General features: G+C 37.6%; 19 protein-coding genes. 9 read left to right on the top strand and 10 right to left on the bottom strand.

Features of this window, described 5'->3' with window-relative positions:
• Together C4E06_RS24500 and C4E06_RS24505 are read right to left on the bottom strand one after the other, a co-directional pair.
• Nucleotides 1-381: DUF4365 domain-containing protein (locus C4E06_RS24500; protein ID WP_157951238.1), on the bottom strand; the 381-nt coding region annotated here is incomplete at its 3' end.
• Between the two features lie 87 nt (nucleotides 382-468).
• Nucleotides 469-2,775 carry a ribonucleoside-diphosphate reductase subunit alpha gene (locus C4E06_RS24505; protein WP_198649010.1) on the bottom strand — a complete coding sequence of 769 codons (2,307 nt, stop codon included), beginning with the start codon at nucleotides 2,773-2,775 and terminating at the stop codon, nucleotides 469-471.
• 881 nt (nucleotides 2,776-3,656) lie between these two features.
• On the opposite strand from C4E06_RS24505, the gene C4E06_RS24515 reads away from it, so the two are divergent.
• From C4E06_RS24515 to C4E06_RS24530, 4 genes are all read left to right on the top strand, one after another.
• Nucleotides 3,657-6,797, top strand: a complete 3,141-nt coding sequence (locus tag C4E06_RS24515; protein WP_107670988.1) for a DEAD/DEAH box helicase — start codon at nucleotides 3,657-3,659, stop codon at nucleotides 6,795-6,797.
• A 59-nt stretch (nucleotides 6,798-6,856) separates the two neighbouring features.
• Nucleotides 6,857-7,351: a hypothetical protein gene (locus C4E06_RS24520; RefSeq protein ID WP_107670989.1), complete on the top strand. Its 495-nt coding sequence runs from the start codon at nucleotides 6,857-6,859 to the stop codon at nucleotides 7,349-7,351.
• A 63-nt stretch (nucleotides 7,352-7,414) separates the two neighbouring features.
• Nucleotides 7,415-7,828 carry a DUF4332 domain-containing protein gene (locus C4E06_RS24525; protein WP_107670990.1) on the top strand — a complete coding sequence of 138 codons (414 nt, stop codon included), beginning with the start codon at nucleotides 7,415-7,417 and terminating at the stop codon, nucleotides 7,826-7,828.
• Nucleotides 7,829-8,451: 623 nt separating this feature from the next.
• Complete coding sequence (locus tag C4E06_RS24530; protein WP_107670991.1) at nucleotides 8,452-9,810, top strand: CmpA/NrtA family ABC transporter substrate-binding protein; 1,359 nt, start codon at nucleotides 8,452-8,454, stop codon at nucleotides 9,808-9,810.
• Nucleotides 9,811-10,169: 359 nt separating this feature from the next.
• Here the strand turns inward: C4E06_RS24530 and C4E06_RS24535 are convergent, their stop codons facing one another.
• The 4 genes from C4E06_RS24535 to C4E06_RS24550 all read right to left on the bottom strand — a co-directional run bounded on the left by C4E06_RS24535 (nucleotide 10,170) and on the right by C4E06_RS24550 (nucleotide 12,714).
• Nucleotides 10,170-10,364, bottom strand: coding sequence for a hypothetical protein (locus C4E06_RS24535; RefSeq protein WP_107670992.1), 195 nt, complete (start codon nucleotides 10,362-10,364; stop codon nucleotides 10,170-10,172).
• Nucleotides 10,365-10,499: 135 nt separating this feature from the next.
• Nucleotides 10,500-10,769 (bottom strand): hypothetical protein, encoded by a 270-nt coding sequence (locus C4E06_RS24540; RefSeq protein ID WP_107670993.1) that lies wholly within the window; start codon nucleotides 10,767-10,769, stop codon nucleotides 10,500-10,502.
• A 129-nt stretch (nucleotides 10,770-10,898) separates the two neighbouring features.
• Entirely contained in the window at nucleotides 10,899-11,042 is a 144-nt protein-coding gene (locus C4E06_RS24545) for a chlorophyll a/b-binding protein (RefSeq protein WP_107670994.1), read from the bottom strand.
• Between the two features lie 292 nt (nucleotides 11,043-11,334).
• Nucleotides 11,335-12,714 carry a carotenoid oxygenase family protein gene (locus C4E06_RS24550; protein WP_107670995.1) on the bottom strand — a complete coding sequence of 460 codons (1,380 nt, stop codon included), beginning with the start codon at nucleotides 12,712-12,714 and terminating at the stop codon, nucleotides 11,335-11,337.
• A gap of 105 nt (nucleotides 12,715-12,819) precedes the next feature.
• Here C4E06_RS24550 and C4E06_RS24555 point away from each other — a divergent pair, with 105 nt between their 5' ends.
• Nucleotides 12,820-13,602 (top strand): DUF4058 family protein, encoded by a 783-nt coding sequence (locus C4E06_RS24555; protein ID WP_107670996.1) that lies wholly within the window; start codon nucleotides 12,820-12,822, stop codon nucleotides 13,600-13,602.
• Here the strand turns inward: C4E06_RS24555 and C4E06_RS24560 are convergent.
• Nucleotides 13,595-14,545, bottom strand: coding sequence for a DNA cytosine methyltransferase (locus C4E06_RS24560; protein ID WP_370051358.1), 951 nt, complete (start codon nucleotides 14,543-14,545; stop codon nucleotides 13,595-13,597). The two genes, C4E06_RS24555 and C4E06_RS24560, sit on opposite strands and share 8 nt — an antisense overlap.
• A 106-nt stretch (nucleotides 14,546-14,651) precedes the next feature.
• On the bottom strand, nucleotides 14,652-15,716 hold the full coding sequence (locus C4E06_RS24565) for an LOG family protein (RefSeq protein WP_107670998.1): 1,065 nt from the start codon (nucleotides 15,714-15,716) through the stop codon (nucleotides 14,652-14,654).
• An 82-nt stretch (nucleotides 15,717-15,798) separates the two neighbouring features.
• Between C4E06_RS24565 and C4E06_RS24570 the strand changes: the two genes are divergently transcribed.
• Together C4E06_RS24570 and C4E06_RS24575 are read left to right on the top strand one after the other, a co-directional pair.
• The gene (locus C4E06_RS24570) at nucleotides 15,799-16,086 is read left to right on the top strand and encodes a hypothetical protein (protein WP_198649009.1); all 288 of its coding nucleotides are present in this window, start codon (nucleotides 15,799-15,801) and stop codon (nucleotides 16,084-16,086) included.
• A gap of 77 nt (nucleotides 16,087-16,163) precedes the next feature.
• Entirely contained in the window at nucleotides 16,164-16,721 is a 558-nt protein-coding gene (locus tag C4E06_RS24575) for a metal-dependent hydrolase (protein ID WP_107670999.1), read from the top strand.
• Nucleotides 16,722-16,726: 5 nt separating this feature from the next.
• On the opposite strand, the gene C4E06_RS29750 is transcribed toward C4E06_RS24575, so the two are convergent.
• Nucleotides 16,727-17,899 carry a PAS domain-containing sensor histidine kinase gene (locus C4E06_RS29750; RefSeq protein ID WP_339377177.1) on the bottom strand — a complete coding sequence of 391 codons (1,173 nt, stop codon included), beginning with the start codon at nucleotides 17,897-17,899 and terminating at the stop codon, nucleotides 16,727-16,729.
• On the bottom strand, nucleotides 17,893-18,441 hold the full coding sequence (locus tag C4E06_RS24585; protein ID WP_107671000.1) for a methanogen output domain 1-containing protein: 549 nt from the start codon (nucleotides 18,439-18,441) through the stop codon (nucleotides 17,893-17,895). The genes C4E06_RS29750 and C4E06_RS24585 overlap by 7 nt, the downstream gene beginning before the upstream one ends.
• A 283-nt stretch (nucleotides 18,442-18,724) precedes the next feature.
• Between C4E06_RS24585 and C4E06_RS24590 the strand changes: the two genes are divergently transcribed.
• Both C4E06_RS24590 and crtD read left to right on the top strand, forming a co-directional pair.
• Nucleotides 18,725-19,174: a GNAT family N-acetyltransferase gene (locus C4E06_RS24590; protein ID WP_107671001.1), complete on the top strand. Its 450-nt coding sequence runs from the start codon at nucleotides 18,725-18,727 to the stop codon at nucleotides 19,172-19,174.
• A gap of 88 nt (nucleotides 19,175-19,262) precedes the next feature.
• Nucleotides 19,263-20,774: a C-3',4' desaturase CrtD gene (gene crtD, locus C4E06_RS24595; RefSeq protein ID WP_107671002.1), complete on the top strand. Its 1,512-nt coding sequence runs from the start codon at nucleotides 19,263-19,265 to the stop codon at nucleotides 20,772-20,774.
• Nucleotides 20,775-20,828: the final 54 nt, after the last annotated feature.

Here is a 20,828-nt window from a genome sequence, read left to right on the forward strand (position 1 = left end):
TTTTTGTTTTTGCCAGTCTTTATTAAGTGAATTAAGAAACTCTTGAGGAAAAGACCAATAAAAAATTTTCTTTTGCCAGTCAACAACAATTAAAAAAGTTGGATTAGATTGAATTAACCAATAATTAAGAGTCGTTACTTTAATAGGAACTATCATAGAATTCTTTTTGATTTTTACTTCTTCTGTTCCTTTACATTGAATATTAAATAATTTTCCAGTTGGATATTCTCCTTCCATAACTTCACAAATAAAGTCAATCCCTAAATCTCTATCTTGAGGAACAGGAATTACATTACAAAATTTACTAAAAACCGAACAAAAAAAATCAGCAGCGTTGATACCAATTTTTTGAGAGTTAGTACGTTTAGGTAACTTTATCATCAAACTTATTTAACCTTATTTATACTTATTATTTTAGCTAATTATAAGCTAATTAATAAGGTGGACATTTAGCCCACCTTAAACGAATTAATTAGCACAAGCAGTACAATTATTATCAGACTCTTTAAAATCGTCTTTCTGCACCGTCCTAACGTAATATATCGCCTTACAACCTTCTTTCCACGCTAACAGTAACGTCTCAAAAATATCCTTCGCGGTTAAACAGCGTTCTGGTTCATTAGGGAAGTAAACACCCTGATTCAAATTAAACAACAATTCCATGGATATTCCTGTATCTATCCATTGTTGAATCGTCGAAACCGCTTTGACTACTTTTTGTTGTTCTAAGGTCTTATTTTCGTGATAAAACCAGAAAGAATCTTTAATAAATGGGGGTGCAATAGGGACGGTTCCCTTAGCCCATTTATCATAGAAAAAACGACTATAAACGGGTAGAATACTGGCAGTACAACCCTGTACTAAAGATGAAGACGTATTAGGAGCGATCGCAGTAATATGGGAGTTACGAATACCATAGGTTTTAATGTCCTCTGATAATTGTATCCAACGGTCTTTTTGATTGGCATTTTCTACGAACCAATCAACCGGTTTAGACCCTATTAATAACCCTTTACTCCAGTCACTTCCCTCGAACGCATCGTAAGGACTTCTTTCCTTTGCTAACTCCATAGAAGTCTGGGTACACCAATAACCTACCTCTTCAAATAAGTTACTAATTTCTGTTAGATTTTCGTAGGTTAAACCCTGTTTAGCTAACCAGTCAGCTAACCCCATACAACCCACTCCAATAGTCCGATATCTATCATTATGACTCTTAGCATCGTCAAAAGGAGGATTAGTAATATCGATGGTATTATCCAGAATACGAACCGCAATTTTACACAGATAATTGAGTTCATCTGCTTCAATATTTGCTAAATTTAAGCTTACTAAATTACAGCAATGACTATACTTTCCAGGAGACACATTGGAAAAGCTCTCCGTACAAAGGTTTACACCCGGAATGTAGCCATCATGCTTATTAGGATTCGCTTTATTAATAGTATCTTTAAACGCTAAATAAGGCATCCCCGTTTCTACCTGCGATCGCATAATCGTTTTAAACAAGTCACGGGCATTCACACGCTTATATAAGGTAATTTCTCGATCTATTTCTGCCTCAATTAAACGATAGGCTTCTTCAAATTTTTCGCCCCATAATTCGGCTAATTCAATGCCTAATTTTTCTCGGACTTCATAAGGATCAACTAATGTCCATTGTTCTTTATTTTCCACCCGACGCATAAATTCATCGGTCAATATTAACTGAGGAAAAACATCATAAGCTTTCCGTCTTTGATCCCCGTTTTCTGTTTGTATTTCCAAAAATTCCGGGACATCTAAATGCCAAATATCCACCCCAACGGTAACGGCCCCGGCCCGTCGTCCCCCTTGGTTAACGGCGATCGCGGTATCATTTAATAACTTAATCCAGGGAATAATTCCCCCAGAGGCGTTATTTTTCCCCATCACCCAGCTACCGGTTGCCCGAATACGACTGACATTGACCCCGACACCACCGCCATTTTTAGAGATTCTCGCCGTGTTGGTAATTTCTTCAAAAATGCTCTCTAGGTTGTCGTCAATGGACAAAATGAAACAACTGGTCAAGGACCCCCCCGGAACCCGTAAATTAGCTAAAATGGGGGTAGCTAGAGACACTTTACGACTGGCGATGGCTTCGTAAAATCGTTTCGCCCAAGGTAATCTATTTTCAGGACTTTCGACGGTGGCCAGAAGTAAAGCACAACTTAATAAAGCTTCTTGGGGTAATTCTTGGGGTAAAAGATAACGACTGGTTAATAAAACAGCCCCGGCATAATCATAGTCCGTATCCCAGTCTGGATTAATCCATGATCCGGCTTCTTTTAATTCTGTCTTAGAATAGGTTAAAAGACGATTATCATATTGACCCGTTTCCACTTTAGTCTCAACGGTGGTTTCATAGTTCCCGTATTGATAACCTCGGTTAACGAGGGTATCTTTCCAAAGACTCCAAATATGGAGTCTACCAGCTACATAACGCCAGTCTGGTTCGGTGGGACTACACATTTCCAAAGCGCAGTTAATTAGGTTATCCTGGATCTCTCTGGTGGTAATACCGTCACGGAGACGAGTGGTTAACCCGGCTTCTAAGGCAATACTATTCACGTCTTTTTCGGCACAAGCCCAGTTGACAACAGCCCGTATCTTCCCGATATTTAATGCTGTCCACGACCCATCCCGTCGTCTTACTCGAATTTTACTTTCTCCTAGCTGTGAATGGTAGCTAGGGGTGGTGTGAGTGTCGCTGTGATGGGTTTGCTGAGGGGAAGTTATGACAGTGGGTTGCATCATTTATACTACTAAGTCTAATCAGAAAACTAATAATTTTGTACTTAATTTTCGTCGAAATTTATGCCAACTTGATAAGGACACTTTTTGGTTATACCACAGATATGGTGTCATGTCTGGGAGAATTTTCCATTGATTACCCTATATATAGATCATGGGGATTTTTAGGATAACTGCTTTTTCTCAGAATGATTGTGATTTCGACTACAGTTACAAAATAGTGGGAACTTCAATAATATTAATTCCAAATATGTTTTCAGATTTTTGGGTTAAAAAAATGTGAACAATAATAGAATTGCTCACATTACTTAATTTTTTTGTATCCTATTGCCTTCCTTCATTAGTAGCTTTTATTACTTCAATCATGCTCTTTGTCAGAACATAAATTAAAAGTGATATCGCTAAAATAATAGAGACGGGAACGCCTCCATTATCAAGTATTACCTTCAGCGTTTCTTCACTAAGAAGAGACACTGAGGAAGTTATGACAGTGGGTTGCATCATTTATATTACTAAGTCTAATCAGAAAACTAATAATTTTGTACTTAATTTTCGTCGAAATTTACGTCAACTTGATAAGGACACTTTTTGATTATACCATAGATATGGTGTAATGTCTGCTAGAATTTTTCATTGATTACTCTATATATAGATGATATGGATTTTTACGATAACTGCTTTTGGTGAGGATGATTGTTATCTGAACTACAGTTACACGCTTATTTGATAATTAGTAATTAATAATTAATAATTGCTTTTGGTAAATTATTGAGAAATATGATGATAGCATAATTAATCAGGTAATTTGATACTATGGGTAAATATCAGTAACATGACATAGGCAGTCGTTACTAAATAGTAAGGGTAAAAAAAGGAAAAACATGACAGTTTTACACGGAACTTGGATAGACGATAGACAAGAAAAATATTTTTTTATCTGGGGAGAAAATTGGCGATCTTTATCCGATGATCTTGAATTTCAAGATTCTATTTTAGTTCATCCTTTTGCGGTTAATAAAGATGAAATTGTTGAGAAATTAAACAGCAACAATATCACCATTCAGTTTAAAAAAGATATTCAATCAGTGTCAGGAATATTCTATTTACCGAGTCAATCAATTCCTAAGTCTAAACAAAACATTCCTTTATTATCAACACAATTAGAAGAAAATTTTTTTGAGCCAAAAGATATTAATTTGATTCCTTGTCAAGTGCAAGGAATAGCCTTAACCCTTGACAATACATTACAAATGTTAAGACAATTACCGTTAGGATTAACAGAGACAAGTGAAAACTTTATCGGAGAAGATTTACAATTTTGGACACATATTTATCGTTGGAGTCTTGACTTATTAACCAGGGGAAAATATTTACCAGGAATTGAACAAGAAGAAAATAAAACTTATGGACAATGGTATCCTTTACTCGATAGTTTAGTCGATCAGCAAAGATTCTCTAAATTTATGCAAACAATGCCCAATAGTTGTCTTGCTTATTATAACTTAATTGATGAGCAAATCTCCTATTCTTTGATTAAACAAACGATTATTCTTGATTTCTTTTCTACTATTATTGATCAACAAGTTCGGCAATTCGTTGATATTTCTATTACGTCTCATTCTTTTATTCAAAAGTGGTTACAATCTCTAACCCATGATTCGTCTCAATTTGAAGCCTCAGAAGTTGAAATTAAGGGATTAAAAAATGCCCTCAGTAACTGGACATCTTCTTTAGAAGAATATATTATTAGTTCTGATAATCAGCAACTAGGAATTAATCAGTTTAGAGTCTGTTTTCAACTTGAAACACCACAAAAAGATGAGAAGACATCAGAACAAACCAACTGGCGTTTAAACTATTGTTTACAAGCATTAGATGATCCTAATGTTTTAATTTCTGCTCAAGTTATTTGGTCTAATCCTGTTACTCAATTAGTCTGGACAAATAGAACCATTGATTACCCCCAAGAAACCCTATTAAAAGGACTAGGTTTAGCTTCACGATTATATTATATTATCGAAGATAGCTTACAAGAAGCTGATCCGAGCTATTGTGAATTAGATCCCATACAAGTGTATGAATTTATTCGCTCTATTGCCAATATTCTTAAAGATAACGGATTAGGAGTTGTCTTACCAGCTAGTTTAGAAAAAGGAGTAGAAGAGAAACGGTTAGGAATCAGTCTAAACGCCGAAGTTAAAGCCAAAAAAGGACAAAGACTGAGTTTAAAAAGTCTATTAAACTATAAGCTAAATTTGGCGATCGGGGATAAAACCATCTCTAAAAAAGAATTTGAGAAACTATTAGCTCAAAAATCCCCTTTAGTGGAAGTTAAAGGAGAATGGATCGCCCTACAACCGGCTGATGTCAGGGCAGCTCAGGAAATTTTAAATAAGTCTTATGATCCCCTAGAATTATCTGTCGAAGATGCTTTAAGATTCAGCACGGGGGATAGTTCAACCATTGCCAAACTACCCATTACTAACTTTGAAGCAACAGGCGACTTAGCCAATTTAATTAATGCTATAAATAATAATGAATCTATCCCAATGATCGAAAATATACCAGGATTTAAAGGTCAATTACGTCCCTATCAACAGCGAGGCGTGGGTTGGTTAGCATTCTTAGAAAAATGGGGCTTAGGTGCTTGTTTAGCCGATGATATGGGACTCGGAAAAACACCGCAATTAATTGGCTTTTTATTACACTTAAAAAGCGAAAATATGTTAGAACAACCGACATTAGTAGTGTGTCCTACATCAGTGTTAAATAACTGGGAAAGGGAGGTTAAAAAATTCGCCCCCAGTCTGTCTACTTTAATTCATCATGGAGATAAGCGAAGTAAAGGGAAAGCCTTTGTAAAAGCAGTTAACCAAAAAAATGTTATCATTACCAGCTATTCTTTAATCTATCGAGACATCAAAAGTTTTGAATCAGTAGAATGGCAAGGTATTGTATTAGATGAGGCACAAAATATTAAAAATCCTCAAGCCAAACAATCTCAAGCAGTGCGTCAACTTTCTACACAATTTCGTATTGCTTTAACCGGTACTCCAGTCGAAAATCGCTTAAGTGAATTATGGTCAATTCTCGACTTTCTCAACCCAGGATTTTTAGGAACCCAGCAATTTTTCCGCCGTCGTTTTGCCACTCCCATTGAAAAATATGGGGATAAACAATCATTACAAATTATGCGTTCTTTGGTACAACCTTTTATTTTAAGACGCTTAAAAACCGATAAAACCATTATTCAAGATTTACCCGAAAAACAAGAAATGACTGTCTTTTGTGGTTTATCCTCAGAACAAGCACAACTTTATCAAGAATTAGTCGATAATTCTCTCATTGAAATCGAAGAAAAAACAGGAATTCAACGAAAAGGCTTAATTTTAAGTTTACTACTCAAACTCAAACAAATTTGTAACCATCCCGATCACTTTCTCAAGAAAAAGACCCTAAAAAAAGCCGAACAATCTGGTAAATTATTAAGACTAGAAGAAATGTTAGAAGAATTAATTCAAGAAGGAGATCACGCTTTAATCTTCACTCAATTTTCTGAATGGGGAAAACTCTTAAAACCCTATTTAGAAAAAAAATTTCATCAAGAAGTTCTCTTTTTATATGGTGCAACTCGTAGAGTTCAAAGACAAGAAATGATTGATCGCTTTCAACACGATCCCAATGGACCGAGAATTTTTATTCTCTCCTTAAAAGCAGGAGGAACCGGACTCAATTTAACCCGCGCTAACCATGTTTTTCATATTGATCGTTGGTGGAATCCTGCCGTAGAAAATCAAGCCACCGATCGCGCATTTCGTCTCGGACAAAAAAGGAATGTTCAAGTGCATAAATTTGTCTCTACCGGAACCTTAGAAGAAAGAATTAATGAGATGTTAGAAAGTAAACAAAAATTAGCCGAACAAACCGTTGATTCTGGCGAACAATGGTTAACAGAATTAGATACCGATCAACTACGAAACCTATTATTATTAGATCGAGAGGCCATTATTGATGAACAATAATTACATTGAGCCGTCTACTATACTGGAATAGTAGACTGAGAAGATCAAGGAAAATTTTTATGTTTAAATCTCTTGTGGTGGGAGGTGCGATCGCCATTGTGGGAATAACCCTACCTACGACTGCTTATGGTCAATTTAATGCCGGTTCTATATCGCCAACCATAGAAACCGAAACCGTTGCTAACCCTGAAGTTAGTCCCATCGAGTTACAACAGTTTGTGCAGGTAATTAAGCAGTTTCAACGGATTGAACGGTATATGCAAATGCAAATGGCTAAAGCAATCAAGAAAGAAGGATTAACCCCCGAAAAATTCATGGAAATTAATGAGAGTCAAAGACAGTTGCGATCGCAGTCGGTTAATTCCTCAGAAGACTTAGAAAAATTCAGAAAAGTGGTGGTAGAATTTCAAGACATCATGGATGAAGCTGAGGAAAGACGACAAAGTACCGTAGAAAATCAGGGATTAGAACTAGATAGATTTCTAGAAATTGAGAAAATTGTCGCCGGAAACAAACAATTACAAAGCAAAGTAGAGCAAATGTTAGGTAATTAATGGCTTTAGGGGTCAGGAAACTGTTACCATATCTAAATTCTGACTCCCTAAAAATTATAATGTATGAAATCCTTTTATTGGCCAATTGAACAGTTACCTGGGTTAAGTAAAGCCAATCAACAACAGTTAAAATCTTTAGGGATTAATCATACTCAAGATTTACTCAGGGTAACTAAAACTCAAGCAAATAAACAAGATTTAGCGAATCAATTAAAATGTCAACTACAATTAATCAATAAATGGGTGGCTTTAGCGGATTTAGCTAGGGTTCCTACTGTCGGATGTGATTATTGTGGGGTTGTTCTACACTCAGGTATTATATCAGTCAACCAATTAGCTCAAACTACTGTGAGTTCTTTACATCGACAAATTCTTAAGTTACAAGTTGCCACGTTACAACGAAAAGATTTATGTCCCTCTCCTGATGTGGTCAAAACCTGGATTAATGAAGCAAAAATAATTAATCATGAATCCTAGGAGTAATTAACCCTACTATCGCACTACTCATATCTTGCACCTTCGTTTAAACTAGCTAGTTTAGGAGGCAAGAGGCAAGAGGCAAGAGGCAAAAGTATTTCATTTTGATGCTAACTTATTCAAAATTGACTACTTTTTCATAATTATTTAGTTTTTATGTACTGATGCAAGATGTCAGACTACAAAAAATAGTTAGGACACTGGTTAACCTTGAAACTGTTATCTAATCAAGCATTGCCCATTGCCTACCCCCCTGCCCCTAACCCCCCCTGCCCCCCTTATAAAGGGGGGTGTGGGGGGTGTGGGGGGTGCAAGCTGTGAGTATATAAAAATATCTATGTAAAGACAATTTAAAATAAATCATAGTCTATGGTTATTAGATAAATTAAATTTTTTTATATTTTTTTTCTTAAAACATAAGTTTTTGTTAAATAAAGATGATAAACTGATCTATTAAGTCAACCGATTAACTTAGTTAACTAACTCAAAATCTCAAATAATAACAGCCATTAACATAACAGCTTAAAGTAGTATAACGTTTATTTATAACAACTTTCTGCTTTCTTATTAATTTTATTAATCAATATCTTTTCTGCTTAAATGATAGGCAGTCGGAGGTTTTTATGTCCAATTTTTCTCCCGTAACCCGTCGTAAGTTCTTACGCAATTCAGCTTTATCGGCTGCTGGAGCAATACTATTAAAAGGATGTGGCGGTAATTCTGTTGAACAGGGCGGTACTAACGCATCAACCATTCAACCTGTAGCAGATATCAGCCCTGAGATGCAACCAGAAACCACAAGTATTCAATTGGGCTATATTCCTATTGTCGAGGCTGCCGCCTTGGTTGTCGCTAAAGAGCAGGGATTTTTCGCTAAATATGGCATGACAGACGTACAATTGTCCAAGCAAGCAAGTTGGGCCTCGGCTAGGGATAACCTCACCATTGGTTCTGACGGTGGGGGTATTGATGGGGGACAGTGGCAAATGCCTATGCCTCACTTAATTACCGAGGGTATCATCACCAATGGTCAAAAAGTTCCTATGTATGTTTTAGCACAGTTAAACACCCAAGGGAATGGAATTGCTGTTGCACCGATGCACGAGGGAAAAGGAGTCTCCTTAGACATCGCCCAAGCAGCGGAGTATATTAAGCGTTTCCCCTCTACCAACGGTAGAAAGTTCAAAGCGGCGCATACTTTCGCCAATGTTAACCAAGATTTCTGGATTCGCTATTGGTTCGCTGCCGGAGGCATAGATCCGGACACAGACATCGATTTACTCGCCGTTCCTCCTGTTGAAACCGTTAAAGGGATGCGTAACGGGACTATCGACGCATTTAGTACAGGAGATCCTTGGCCCTATCGTATTATTGCCGAAAATATTGGTTATATGGCGGGTTTAACCTCACAAATTTGGCAATTTCATCCTGAAGAATATTTGGCGATTCGTGCCGACTGGGTAGATAAAAATCCCAAAGCAACCAAAGCGTTATTAAAAGGATTAATGGAAGCACAACAGTGGATTGATAACAACAATAATCGGGCCATGGCTGTGAAGATGTTAGCCGGAAACAACTACTTTGATGTACCGGTTGATATTCTAGAAGCTCCCTATAAAGGTAACTATAAGATGGGGGATGGCAAAGCAACGATTAAAGATATCAACATGGGGCCATTATATTGGAAAGATGGCAAAGGGAACGTTTCTTATCCTTATAAGAGTCACGATCTTTGGTTTTTAACAGAAACATTACGATGGGGTTTTCATAACGATCAAATATCCGATTTTGATACGGTACAAAAAATTATCGATAAGGTAAACCGTGAGGATATTTGGAGAGAAGCCGCTACCGAAGCAGGGTTTACGGCCGATATTCCTGCTGATACCTCCAGAGGCGTCGAAACCTTCTTTGATGGCGTTACCTTTGATCCCCAAAATCCACAAGCTTACTTAAATAGTCTGAAGATTAAACGAGTGTAAATCAGTCCAATAGGACGATCTTCTCTATCAGTCATTTAAGCGTTATTTGCATGACTATCGGGTGCGTTTTCGACGCACCTTTTTATTGTCCTAGAATACTCTCAAATATTGAGAAAAGCATCTGGGAGTCTTGCCGTGTTTCGACCCCAAATGCTTTCCTACTAGCTCTCTCACACCACACTTTATCGATAATTCATCGACTTACCCATAAATTAAAATATTTATCTTAAAGTAGCAATAGGTAATGGACAGTTTAATAACTGTCACCTTAATTAAAGATTTCTGAGATCAACATTAGACAACAAAAAATCCCCGTACTGATGACAGGGATATAGCAAGAGGAAACCAAATAAACTTAATTACCGTCCTAGAGTTTGAGAATAGGAAACCAATCCAGCACTTAACACTTGTCCAAAGTTGTTAATGCGATCTTGTTGTCCTATCCGTGTGGGGGCCGAAAATGTGTCGGTTAAGCCCATGGCAGTAAACATAACGGTAGCAGTGAGAATGATATAGTTACGAATAATAATAGTGTTGTTGGTGGTGTTTAACATTGGTTTGACCTCTTGTCCTCTTCTTACCCTTATCTTATGAGGCCATCACAGGTGATGTCAGTCCCAAAAGTTAGGCATATTAAGGGTTTTGGCGATTTTCATAGGTGGTATAAAGTGGAAATAAGTAGAAGTGGTTTAGTTATTCATGGTCAGCATCCAACTATAAACCACTGTGAGGACGAAAACTAAAGTAACTAAAAGTTCTGTATGGTCAGATACCCAATGAGAGAAACTTTCTGTTAAAAATAGTAAACTTTCTTTTCTTTTACGTCCTAGTTGCTTCATTAATATTTCTACTTCTCGATCAACTTCTTCTATGGAAAGTTTTCCTTGTTGATAAAGGGATTCGATTTCATCAAGTTGTTGCCAATATTCTTTTGTTGCTTCAAACAAATCAGGAAACATAAAGGATTATCTTTTAACTCTTCTCAAACGTAGATTAATAAAGTTCAGTTAATAAATAGTGGAAGAGGGAGCATTTTGCCCCCCCATTCAGTTTTTCAGTAACTTTGGAAACTGAAAGGGATTTTATGATTACATAATGCCGAGTTGGGAGAGAATTCCTTGTCCGGTGAAGTATTCAACTGCAACACCAATGACGAATCCTAGCATGGCTAAACGACCATTCCAAGTTTCTGCAAATTCGGTAAATCCTAGTTTTGTTTCTTGGTTATCCATAAGAGTGACCTCCGTGATTGAATGTAAATTTTCATTACTTAAATCATACAAAAGTTTACAAAGAAGTCACAGGGGGGAAAACCGTAATTAACCGAATTTACGCCTTTAGAGAGAGATGACTAAAATGAAATCTAAAAAAAATATTAAGAAAATCTGAAATCCCGACACATAACTTTACAATGAAATTGTCATCATAAAAGCCGTCAGCCACTTTTATATAAGGCTGGCATATAAATAAGTCTCCCCAAGAATTGTAATTCTTGGGGATAATTTTTGTCTTGCAACTATTAAATTATTGAGCTAACCACATACCATGAAACCCATAGGGAACCCGTTGAGGTATTTCTATGGTGGCCACAGGAGAAGCAGTAAAGTCTTGAGCATCAATAATCACTAATTCTGAGGTATTTGACCCTTCATCATGGACAAAAGTCAGTAACCATCCCTCATCTTCTTTATCTGCATCAGGGTTAGGAGCAAAAATGGGTTCACCTCCGTATCGATGACCACCAAAATGATGAATATCAAAGCCTCCTTTCTCAAAATCATGTTTAATAATGCCATCAAATTTAGGCTCAGAAGACTCTGCCATTTTCCCTGAATAACCATAACAGTTTTTTCTGCCTGTATATTGTTCATTAATACGAGGAAATTCTGAAGGCAAATCACACAAACCTTGTTCTTGAACCTGACCCGTTTTAAGATTAAAACGCCATTCATGAAGACGGGGAATATCGGATTCTTTAGTTTCCTCCCTTACTTCTCCTAATACCGTCGTAGCATTCATCCGACAAGCAATTAAAACAATTTCGTCCCCTTCTTCATAGGCATTTAAGGTATGGAAAATATAACAAGAATTACTTTCAAACCAGCGCACATCTTCATTATTGCCTTGTCTTGGAACAATCCCAAAACGCGACGGGGTATCATGTTCAAACTGTAAGGGAGATTCTCCTTTTTGCATTCTTTCCGGGCGAAAGGTGAAAGGCAGATCGAGAAAAATGGTATAGTTTTCTGTAATGGCAAAATCGTGCATCATCACCCCAACCGGTAAGTCAATGGGAACCGTTTTTAATAAGTCTCCTTGTGGGGAAATAATCCCGTATTGTAAATAGGGAGGTTGAACCATTGAGTAGCCGAAAAACATCATTTCCCCCGTCATAGGATCGATTTTTGGATGGGCCGTAAAAGGAGACATTAACTTACCATCAAAATTATGAGAGCCTAAAGTATCTAATTCAGGAACCGTTAAAGCGTGGGGTTCACCCCCTTCCCAAAGTGCCAGGAGACGGTCAGCATGATACACTAGAGCCGTGTTAGCGGTGTTTTTGACAGGTCCATAGGGGTTATCCATTTGGGGCGGTTCTAGCATCCCTGTCCATAGGGGTTGATTGGCTTCTTTTTCTAAGCAATAGCCACGAGTTTGAACAAAGCGGTTACGGTAAGACGCTTTGCCATCTTCGATGTGTACCCCATGAATCATCCCATCCCCATCAAACCAATGATACTCACCGATGGGGCTAAATTGGGGGTTAGGACCATTTCTGAGGAACATTCCCCTTAAATTTTTGGGAATTTCTCCAGTCACTGTTAAATTATGAGTGGTTATTTCTCGACTAACAGGAGCAAAATTACCTGAAAGATAAGGATTGATTTTGATGGTTGTGGTCATTTTAAAATTTAATTATTTTCTATTTTTTGATCATAACAAATTGAGTATTTTTTTCGTAAACTAATAGCATCAAGTTGACTTAAATTTCGTTTAATTAATCAATATATGTCTTCTCCTTTCCCTGGAATGAACCCCTATCTAGAACACCCAGAAATTTGGCCAGGTTTTCATCTCTTACTCATTGCTACCCTAGCAGAATCATTATCCCCTCAACTCCGTCCCAACTATTCGGTATCAGTTGAAGTGCGAATGTACGAAACCACTGGAGAACAATCTCTTTTAGTCGGAATTCCTGATGTATCGATTCAGAATAATTTAACAGATGAAACAAAAAAACAAACCGATAGAGTTGCCGTTTCTCCTCCTCCGAGTCAACCAATGAGGGTTATGGTTCCCATTCCTGAGACGATTAAACAAGGGTATTTAGAAGTTCGAGAGGTAACAAGCAAAGAAGTGATCACAGTGATAGAAGTGCTTTCCCCTGTTAATAAGCGGCCAGGGAAAGGAAGACAAGCATATATCAGCAAACGAGAACGAATTTTAGGAAGTTCTAGCCATTTAATCGAAATTGACCTATTGAGAGCTTGGCAACCCATGCCACTTATTGGCAATACGCCTGTTAGTGATTATCATATCTTAGTTAGTCGGGAAGATTGTCGTCCAACAGCCGATCTTTACGGGTTTAATTTACAAGATCCCATTCCTTGTTTTTCCTTACCTTTGCGTAGAGGAGATTCTGAACCGATTATTGATTTACAAAAATTGTTAAATGATATTTACGATCGCACTGCCTATGATCTCAAACTTAATTATAATAGTGATCCAGTGCCACCCTTATCAATAAAAGATCAAGGTTGGGTCAATGATTTATTAACAGAAATTAATTGATAATTTTCCTTATATTTTCAGCAATACGACGAATAAGAGCAACAGTCACAGAATTGCCAATTTGATAATAAAGCTTACTGTCTGCTAATTTAGGGAATTTAAAGCTATCAGGAAACCCTTGAAACCTGGCGCATTCTCTAGGGGTTAATTTGCGAATACCATAGTCATCTAAAATGATAGGCACATTGTGTCCTCCTGTCCCCATATTTGCTGTTAAAGTCGGACAAACATTACTTTGATTTTCTCGAACATAAACCCGTCGCCATTGATAAACGGTATCCCAAGAAGTCATGGCTTTTTTTAGTTTCGGATAATATTTATGAGTTTTTTGATAATAATATTTGTCTGGTTTTTTGTCAGTATCAATTAAATCTCTGATAGTGGTTTTTAGTGTAATGGGTTTAGGAAACTTAAACGAGGTTGCCTTTTCAACCTTATCCCGATTAAACCCTACAATAAAAATTCTTTCTCTATTTTGGGGAATGTTAGCATGAGTCATGGTATTAATAACTTGATGATGAACACAATAACCTAATTCATCTTCTAAGATAGTTTGCATCTTTGAAAAAGTTCTACCCTTATCGTGTCTAGCTAAATTTTTGACATTTTCTAATAAAAAACTATTGGGTCGATGATAATCTAAAATACGAGCAATATCAAAAAATAGGGTTCCTCTGGTATCTTCAAACCCTTTGCGATAACCAGCAACTGAAAACGCTTGACAGGGAAACCCTGCTAATAAGATATCATGAGGGGGGATACTGGGGGGTGCAATTTTAGTAATATCTCCCTGGGGTACTTCGTTAAAGTTAGTAAAATATGTTTTTTGAGAGTTGGTATCCCATTCGGAACTAAACACACATTTATCCAGTTCCTTAACTTCAAAACCGAGTCTTAAACCACCGATTCCTGCAAATAGATCAACTATTTTCATATAATGTATCTTAGAGACTATTCTTAAAGAAATAATAATAAGGAATTTTGTAGGGTGGGCAAGGTTTCCAAGGATAAAGTCAGTTTAAATCAGTCTTTAACTTGCCCACCCTTAACTATTTCCATTCGGGATGGGGTTCCATGGGTAAACAAGTGCCAAACTTATTAATTTGATTAATCATTTGATACAGTCGTCCCGAATTTTGTCGATTAAAGTGTAAGGTTAAACGGGGAAGATTAGCCGTTTCTTCTTCAGTTTCTTGGGGTAATGCTGCGCTTTTTTCGATCTTTCCTTTAACCAAAATATCTGAATAGTTTTCATTCAGTTGTTCAACTTGTTCATCGGTTAATTCAGAATTTAGTCGTAACACTAATAAATTATCAATATAACGACTGGAATGATAGACACAATAAAATTCACGAATGGCATTACAAGCAGTGGCTAAACTATCCGTAATGGTGTAAAGACTCGAATCTTCTGAACTAATTAAACCCCGTGACAATAGGTTATTATAATTATATTCATGCCAAGTTTTCCAATAGTCTCCGCCCGGTTCATCAATTAAGACTAAAGGACAAGGGCCATATTTTCCAGTTTGACATAAGGTTAAGGTTTCAAATGCTTCATCTTGGGTTCCAAACCCTCCAGGAAATAAAGCAACTGCGTCACTTTCTCTTAAAAAGAAAAGTTTACGAGTAAAGAAGTATTTAAACTGAATTAATTTCTCATCTCCAGCAATAAAAGGGTTGGTTCCTTGTTCAAAGGGTAAATCAATATTTAAGCCAAAAGAATGCTCTCTTCCAGCCCCCTCGTTTCCTGCTTCCATGATACCTCCTCCTGCCCCGGTGAGGACCATAAAGCCAAATTGAGTGATATAACGGGCAAATTCTACGGCGAGGCGATATTCTGAACTTTGAGGGGATAAACGGGCTGACCCAAAAATGGTAACTTTACGAATGTGACGATAGGGATAAAATACCTGAAACCCTTTTTCTAAGTCTTCTAAGGTGGTGGTTAATATTTTCCAATCTAACCGATCAACTTCTTCCCCTGCAATGCGTAATAAGACTCCTAATGCCCGTTCTATCAATTTACCATGTTCATGTTCGGCTAAATTGTCTATTAGTTTTTCTATGTCTGAGGAAAAAGAAAATTGTTGGTTATTGGCAGATAAGGTCATAATTAGGATAATAGAGTCTGTTAGGAGAAAATTATCGATAGATTAAGAAATTGAAAAAGTCTGATTATTTCATAGCATTGTGTTGAAGACTACTTCTATTTTACCTAAAATTTTGCTACATTATTATCATTATGCCTTAATTTCTGAAAAAATTATGATAATTTCTTTCCTAAAGCGTTTTAGCACAGGTGCATTGCTCGGTTTAATATTAGGGGGTTTATCTTGGTATAATAGCAAATTTTTTGGTCATTCAATCCCTTTGAGTATAGGAATTTCAGGTTGTTTGCTTCTCAGTCTTTTGTGTGGTTTAATCATCGCTAAATTTGGTTACAAAGGGTTAGAATCTTTATTAAATAGTTTTTATGAATAGGTAGCATTAAATAGGTCGTTTAAAACTAAGCAATTCAGCTTTATTAAGACACATCAAGAATCGTTAATTGTTTTCAAATGGCATCTCCTATCGGTCACAGTTTAGCAGGATGTTTCGGCTTTTTGTTAGTTCGGGAAAATCCTCAATTTTTGAAATATTTTTCATCAAAACAATTACTTATTACTGGGATTATTATGGCTAATTTACCTGACACTGATTTTCTGTTAGGTTATTTATTCTATCAAAATTTTAATGCCATTCATCGTCAGTTTACTCATAGTTTCTTTGTGGGTTTTGTTGTTTGTATTGTTATCTTTGTTTGTCTCAGATTTTTTAAACCAATACCCTTATCTTTTTTAGTTTGGTTTTGGGGACTATATTTTAGTCACATTCTATTAGATATGTTAGCCTACGATCGCTATCTTCCTGCTGGTGTACAATGTTTTTTGCCCTTCAGTTCTAATTATTTTGCTTTTCCTATTTCTATTATTGGGGGACTGAGTTTGACAGGGGGAATTATCCAATTGAATAATTTTCTAACTATCTTACAGGAAATTGTGGTTATTCCTCTTTTGTTTTGGGCTATTTTATTTTTAACTAAAACAATTTATAAAAATGTACAAAGTCACAATTAAAATTACTAACAGGGAAGTTTGACCGTAAAAGTTGCCCCTTGACCTTCCCCCCGACTTTCAGCCTGTACTGTTCCACCATGTAATTCCACCAACTGGCGAACGATGGCCAAACCTAAACCCAGGCCACCAAAGGAACGACTCGTAGAACTATTGGCCTGCCGAAAACGTTCAAAGACATAGGGCAAAAATTCTGCACTGATCCCTTGACCTGTGTCAGCCACCACAATTTCTACGTGAGAGTTAATCCGTTGTAGAACAATGGTTACCTCTCCCTGTTTCGGTGTGAATTTGACGGCATTGCTGAGTAAATTCCAGACAATCTGCTGTAATCGCTCAGAATCTCCTAAAATGGGGCTGGCTGCTGGATCGAGAGCCGATTGCAGTCGGATATTTTTTGCATCTGCAGCCGGTTTAAGGGTATCGATCGCTGCTTTAATCACTGGTAATAGTTCCATAGCTCGAATCTGAAGGCGCATCTTACCAGTAATAATTCGGGAAACATCGAGGAGATCATCAATCAAATGTGCCTGAGATATGGCATTGCGTTCGATTATTTGCAAACCCCGATTTAGTCCTGCTTCATCTAAATTTTTGCTTTGCAAAATCCCAGACCAACCTAGGATGGCATTGAGGGGAGTCCGAAGTTCATGGGAAATAGTTGAGAGAAATTCGTCTTTCAAGCGATTCATCTTCTCAGCTTCGGCCCGTGCTTTTTGTTCTTGCACCAGAAGTTTAGCTCGCTCTTCTTCTAGTTGCTGACGCAGTCGGATTTCTTTTGCCAATTCGTCGATCTTCTTGTTAAGGAGAATAAATCGGGTACTGGCAGATTCCCGTTGTTTTAATCGTAATAAAATCAGTGCAGGGAATTCGGGGGAGGAAGGGCGCACGGTTGCCCCTTCGCAGCGACATAAGCAAGTTTCTCCGTTGTTGGTAGTCCAGGCTAATGCTCCGATCACCATTTCTCCGCTGCTCGAACAATTGCGCAGATATTGCTTAACCTGATGCGGAGGATTGGTGACCAACTCAAAGAGGGTTTTTCCTTGTACTATCTGAGGGGATAGCCCCAATAACTTGGAGAAGGACGGGTTAACTGCCAGTATTTGACCTTTTTGTGCCATCAGGAGCATCGGCTCCGGCAAAACTTTAGCAAATTCTAGGAACTGTTCGGGACTTACCAATCATTTTCTCCCTTAAAATATTCTCTTCCTTGACTGGCTTGGGCCTCGGCAGTGGGTTGCAAATAAATCACCACTCGGCAACCCGATGCACCCATGGCAATGGTCTCTTGTAATTCTACCTTGGCATAACCGAGATTGTCCGCTGCAATGGAACCAAAAACATTTGAGGTCATCATGCACATGGCAGGGCGATCAATCACTTTGTCCCCAAAGGGACAAGCATTATTCCCTAAGACAATCTTTTCATCGGTTTGTTCGATAATATAAAAGTCGCCCTGAATGCGCTTTTTTAAGTCTACTAAAACCTCACCTACTTGCTCTGGAGTTAGGCGAGATACCTTTAAAGCTGCTTTATAGTCTTGGTCTATGTGTTTTCCCATGTTTTGACCCACCACACTAATAAACCCTGAAGTTTCTTCTAAACCGACAACATCCTGTAATGTACCGGCTAACTCGTGAATTAAGGTCCGCAAAAATCTATCTCGCTCCAAAGGTATTGTCAAATTTTTCACGGGTATTTTAGACTCAAGAGGACTATTCATGGCAATATCTAATAAACATAGTTCAGTAAAAATTTACCCAAACCATAACTATAATGCTATTGGGGGACTTATACAATCTAACTAAAGATTGACTTAACTCAAAAGCAAATAGTCGTTGAAGATGGCAAATGAAGAGCGATCGCTTAGGAACCCTTTTGCTTTGCCCCCTCTTTTTTAGCCGACTCTTATTATACTGCTTTTTTTGGCTATAATTATTATTTTAACATAAATTTTTGTTGTTTATTTACTATTATTCTCGGTCTTGTCAGGAATATTAAAAGATATGAGCAAAGCCACGATTCAAATTACTAACTATCAAGAACAAATAGAATCAATTAAACAAATTAGAGTCAATGTATTTCAAAAAGAACAAGGGGTTGATCCTGCTTTAGAATTTGATGGTTATGATGATAATTGTCTTCATTTTCTTGCTTATTTAGATGGAAAACCAGTAGGAACCACAAGAATTAGATATTTAGATGAAAGTACCGCAAAAATAGAACGATTAGCCGTTTTAAATCATGCAAGAGGCCAAGGTATTGGTAAAGCATTAATGAAAGCAGCGATCGCTTTTATTCAAGAACAAAAAACTTACCAAAAAATTATTATTCATGCTCAAGTTTATATTCAAAGTTTATATGAAAAATTAGACTTTGAACCCATAGGCAATCGCTTTATTGAAGCAGATATTGTTCATATTAAAATGGTTAAGTTATTAGGGAATAGGGAATAGGGAATAGGGAATAGGGAATAGGGAACAGTTAAGTAAATTATTGAATATAATTAAAATAATGAAATTTTTATAAATAAACGTTTAATCAATGTCTAAAGAAGTTATCGTTATAGGAGCAGGAATCGGTGGATTAACCGCCGGGGCATTACTCGCTCGTCGGGGTTATGATGTTACCGTGTACGAACAGGCTTACGTACCGGGGGGTTGTGCTTCAACCTTTAAACGTCGTGGGTTTACCTTCGATGTAGGGGCGACACAAGTGGCAGGGTTAGAACCCGGTGGCATTCATCACCGCATCTTTGCAGCATTAGACATTGACTTACCCCCTGTAACCCCTTGTGATCCCGCTTGTGCCGTCTTTTTACCAGGGGAAACCCAAGCGATTAATGTGTGGCGCGATCGCAAAAAATGGCAACAAGAAAGACAAAAACAGTTCCCCGGCAGTGAACCTTTTTGGCAGTTATTAGCTAAACTATTTCAAGCGAGTTGGAAGTTTCAAGGGCGAGATCCGGTTTTACCTCCTCGTAATCTTTGGGATGTGTGGCAACTCACCACTGCTTTGCGCTTAGATACCTTGATCACGGTTCCCTTTACCTTGATGACAGTGGGGGATGCCTTACGCTTATATGGATTATACGATAATCAAAGACTGAAAACCTTTTTAGATTTACAATTAAAACTCTATTCTCAAGTCAACGCCGACGAAACCGCCTTATTGTATGCAGCCACCGCGTTAGGGGTATCCCAGGAACCCCAAGGATTATATCATTTACAAGGAAGTATGCAAGTATTAAGCGATCGCTTGGTGGAAGGGTTAGAACAACATGGGGGAAAACTATTCACCGGCCATTCTGTTGAGAAAATAGAAACCCTTGAAAATCATCAAACTAAAGTGATTATCCGTCAGCGTAAAACAGGGAAAACCTTCACCAAAACCGCCGATCACGTTGTTGCTAATGTTCCTGTGCAAAATTTAGTTAAAATGATTGATGGTCTTAGGAAACCTAGGTTAAACCTCTATCAGCAACGGGTGGATAAACTTCCCGAAGCATCCGGGGCCTTTGTTATTTACTTAGGAGTAACAGATGAAGCTATTCCGAAAAATTGTCCCCCTCATCTACAATTTTTGTATGATTATGACGGAGTAATTGGGGAAAATAATTCTTTATTTGTTTCAGTGAGTAAACTTGGAGATGGTCGGGCCCCAGACGGACAAAGAACCCTTATCGCTTCAAGTTTCACCGATACGCAGATATGGAATAATATCAGTGAAGAAAAATATCAACAATTAAAACAAGAATATAGCATTGAAGCGATCGCCCGTTTAAGCAACTATTTTCAGCTTAATTCTAATACGATTATTCACCAAGAAGCAGCCACCCCTCGCACCTTTGCTTATTATACGGCCAGGGATAAGGGTATTGTCGGAGGGATTGGTCAACGGGTGTCGACCTTTGGTCCGTTTGGTATTGCCACCCGTACCCCAGTTAAAAATCTCTGGTTAGTCGGAGACTCAACCCATCCCGGAGAAGGAACTGCAGGGGTTAGTTATTCAGCATTAACCGCAGTCAGACAGATCGAAAATAAGAACTCTATTTAAAGTTTTGTAGGGTGGGCAAACTTTTGTACTTTATAGGTAGTCCAGATCAATCTC

It is taken from the genome of Cyanothece sp. BG0011 (genome assembly GCF_003013815.1).
Lineage (GTDB): Bacteria > Cyanobacteriota > Cyanobacteriia > Cyanobacteriales > Microcystaceae > Crocosphaera.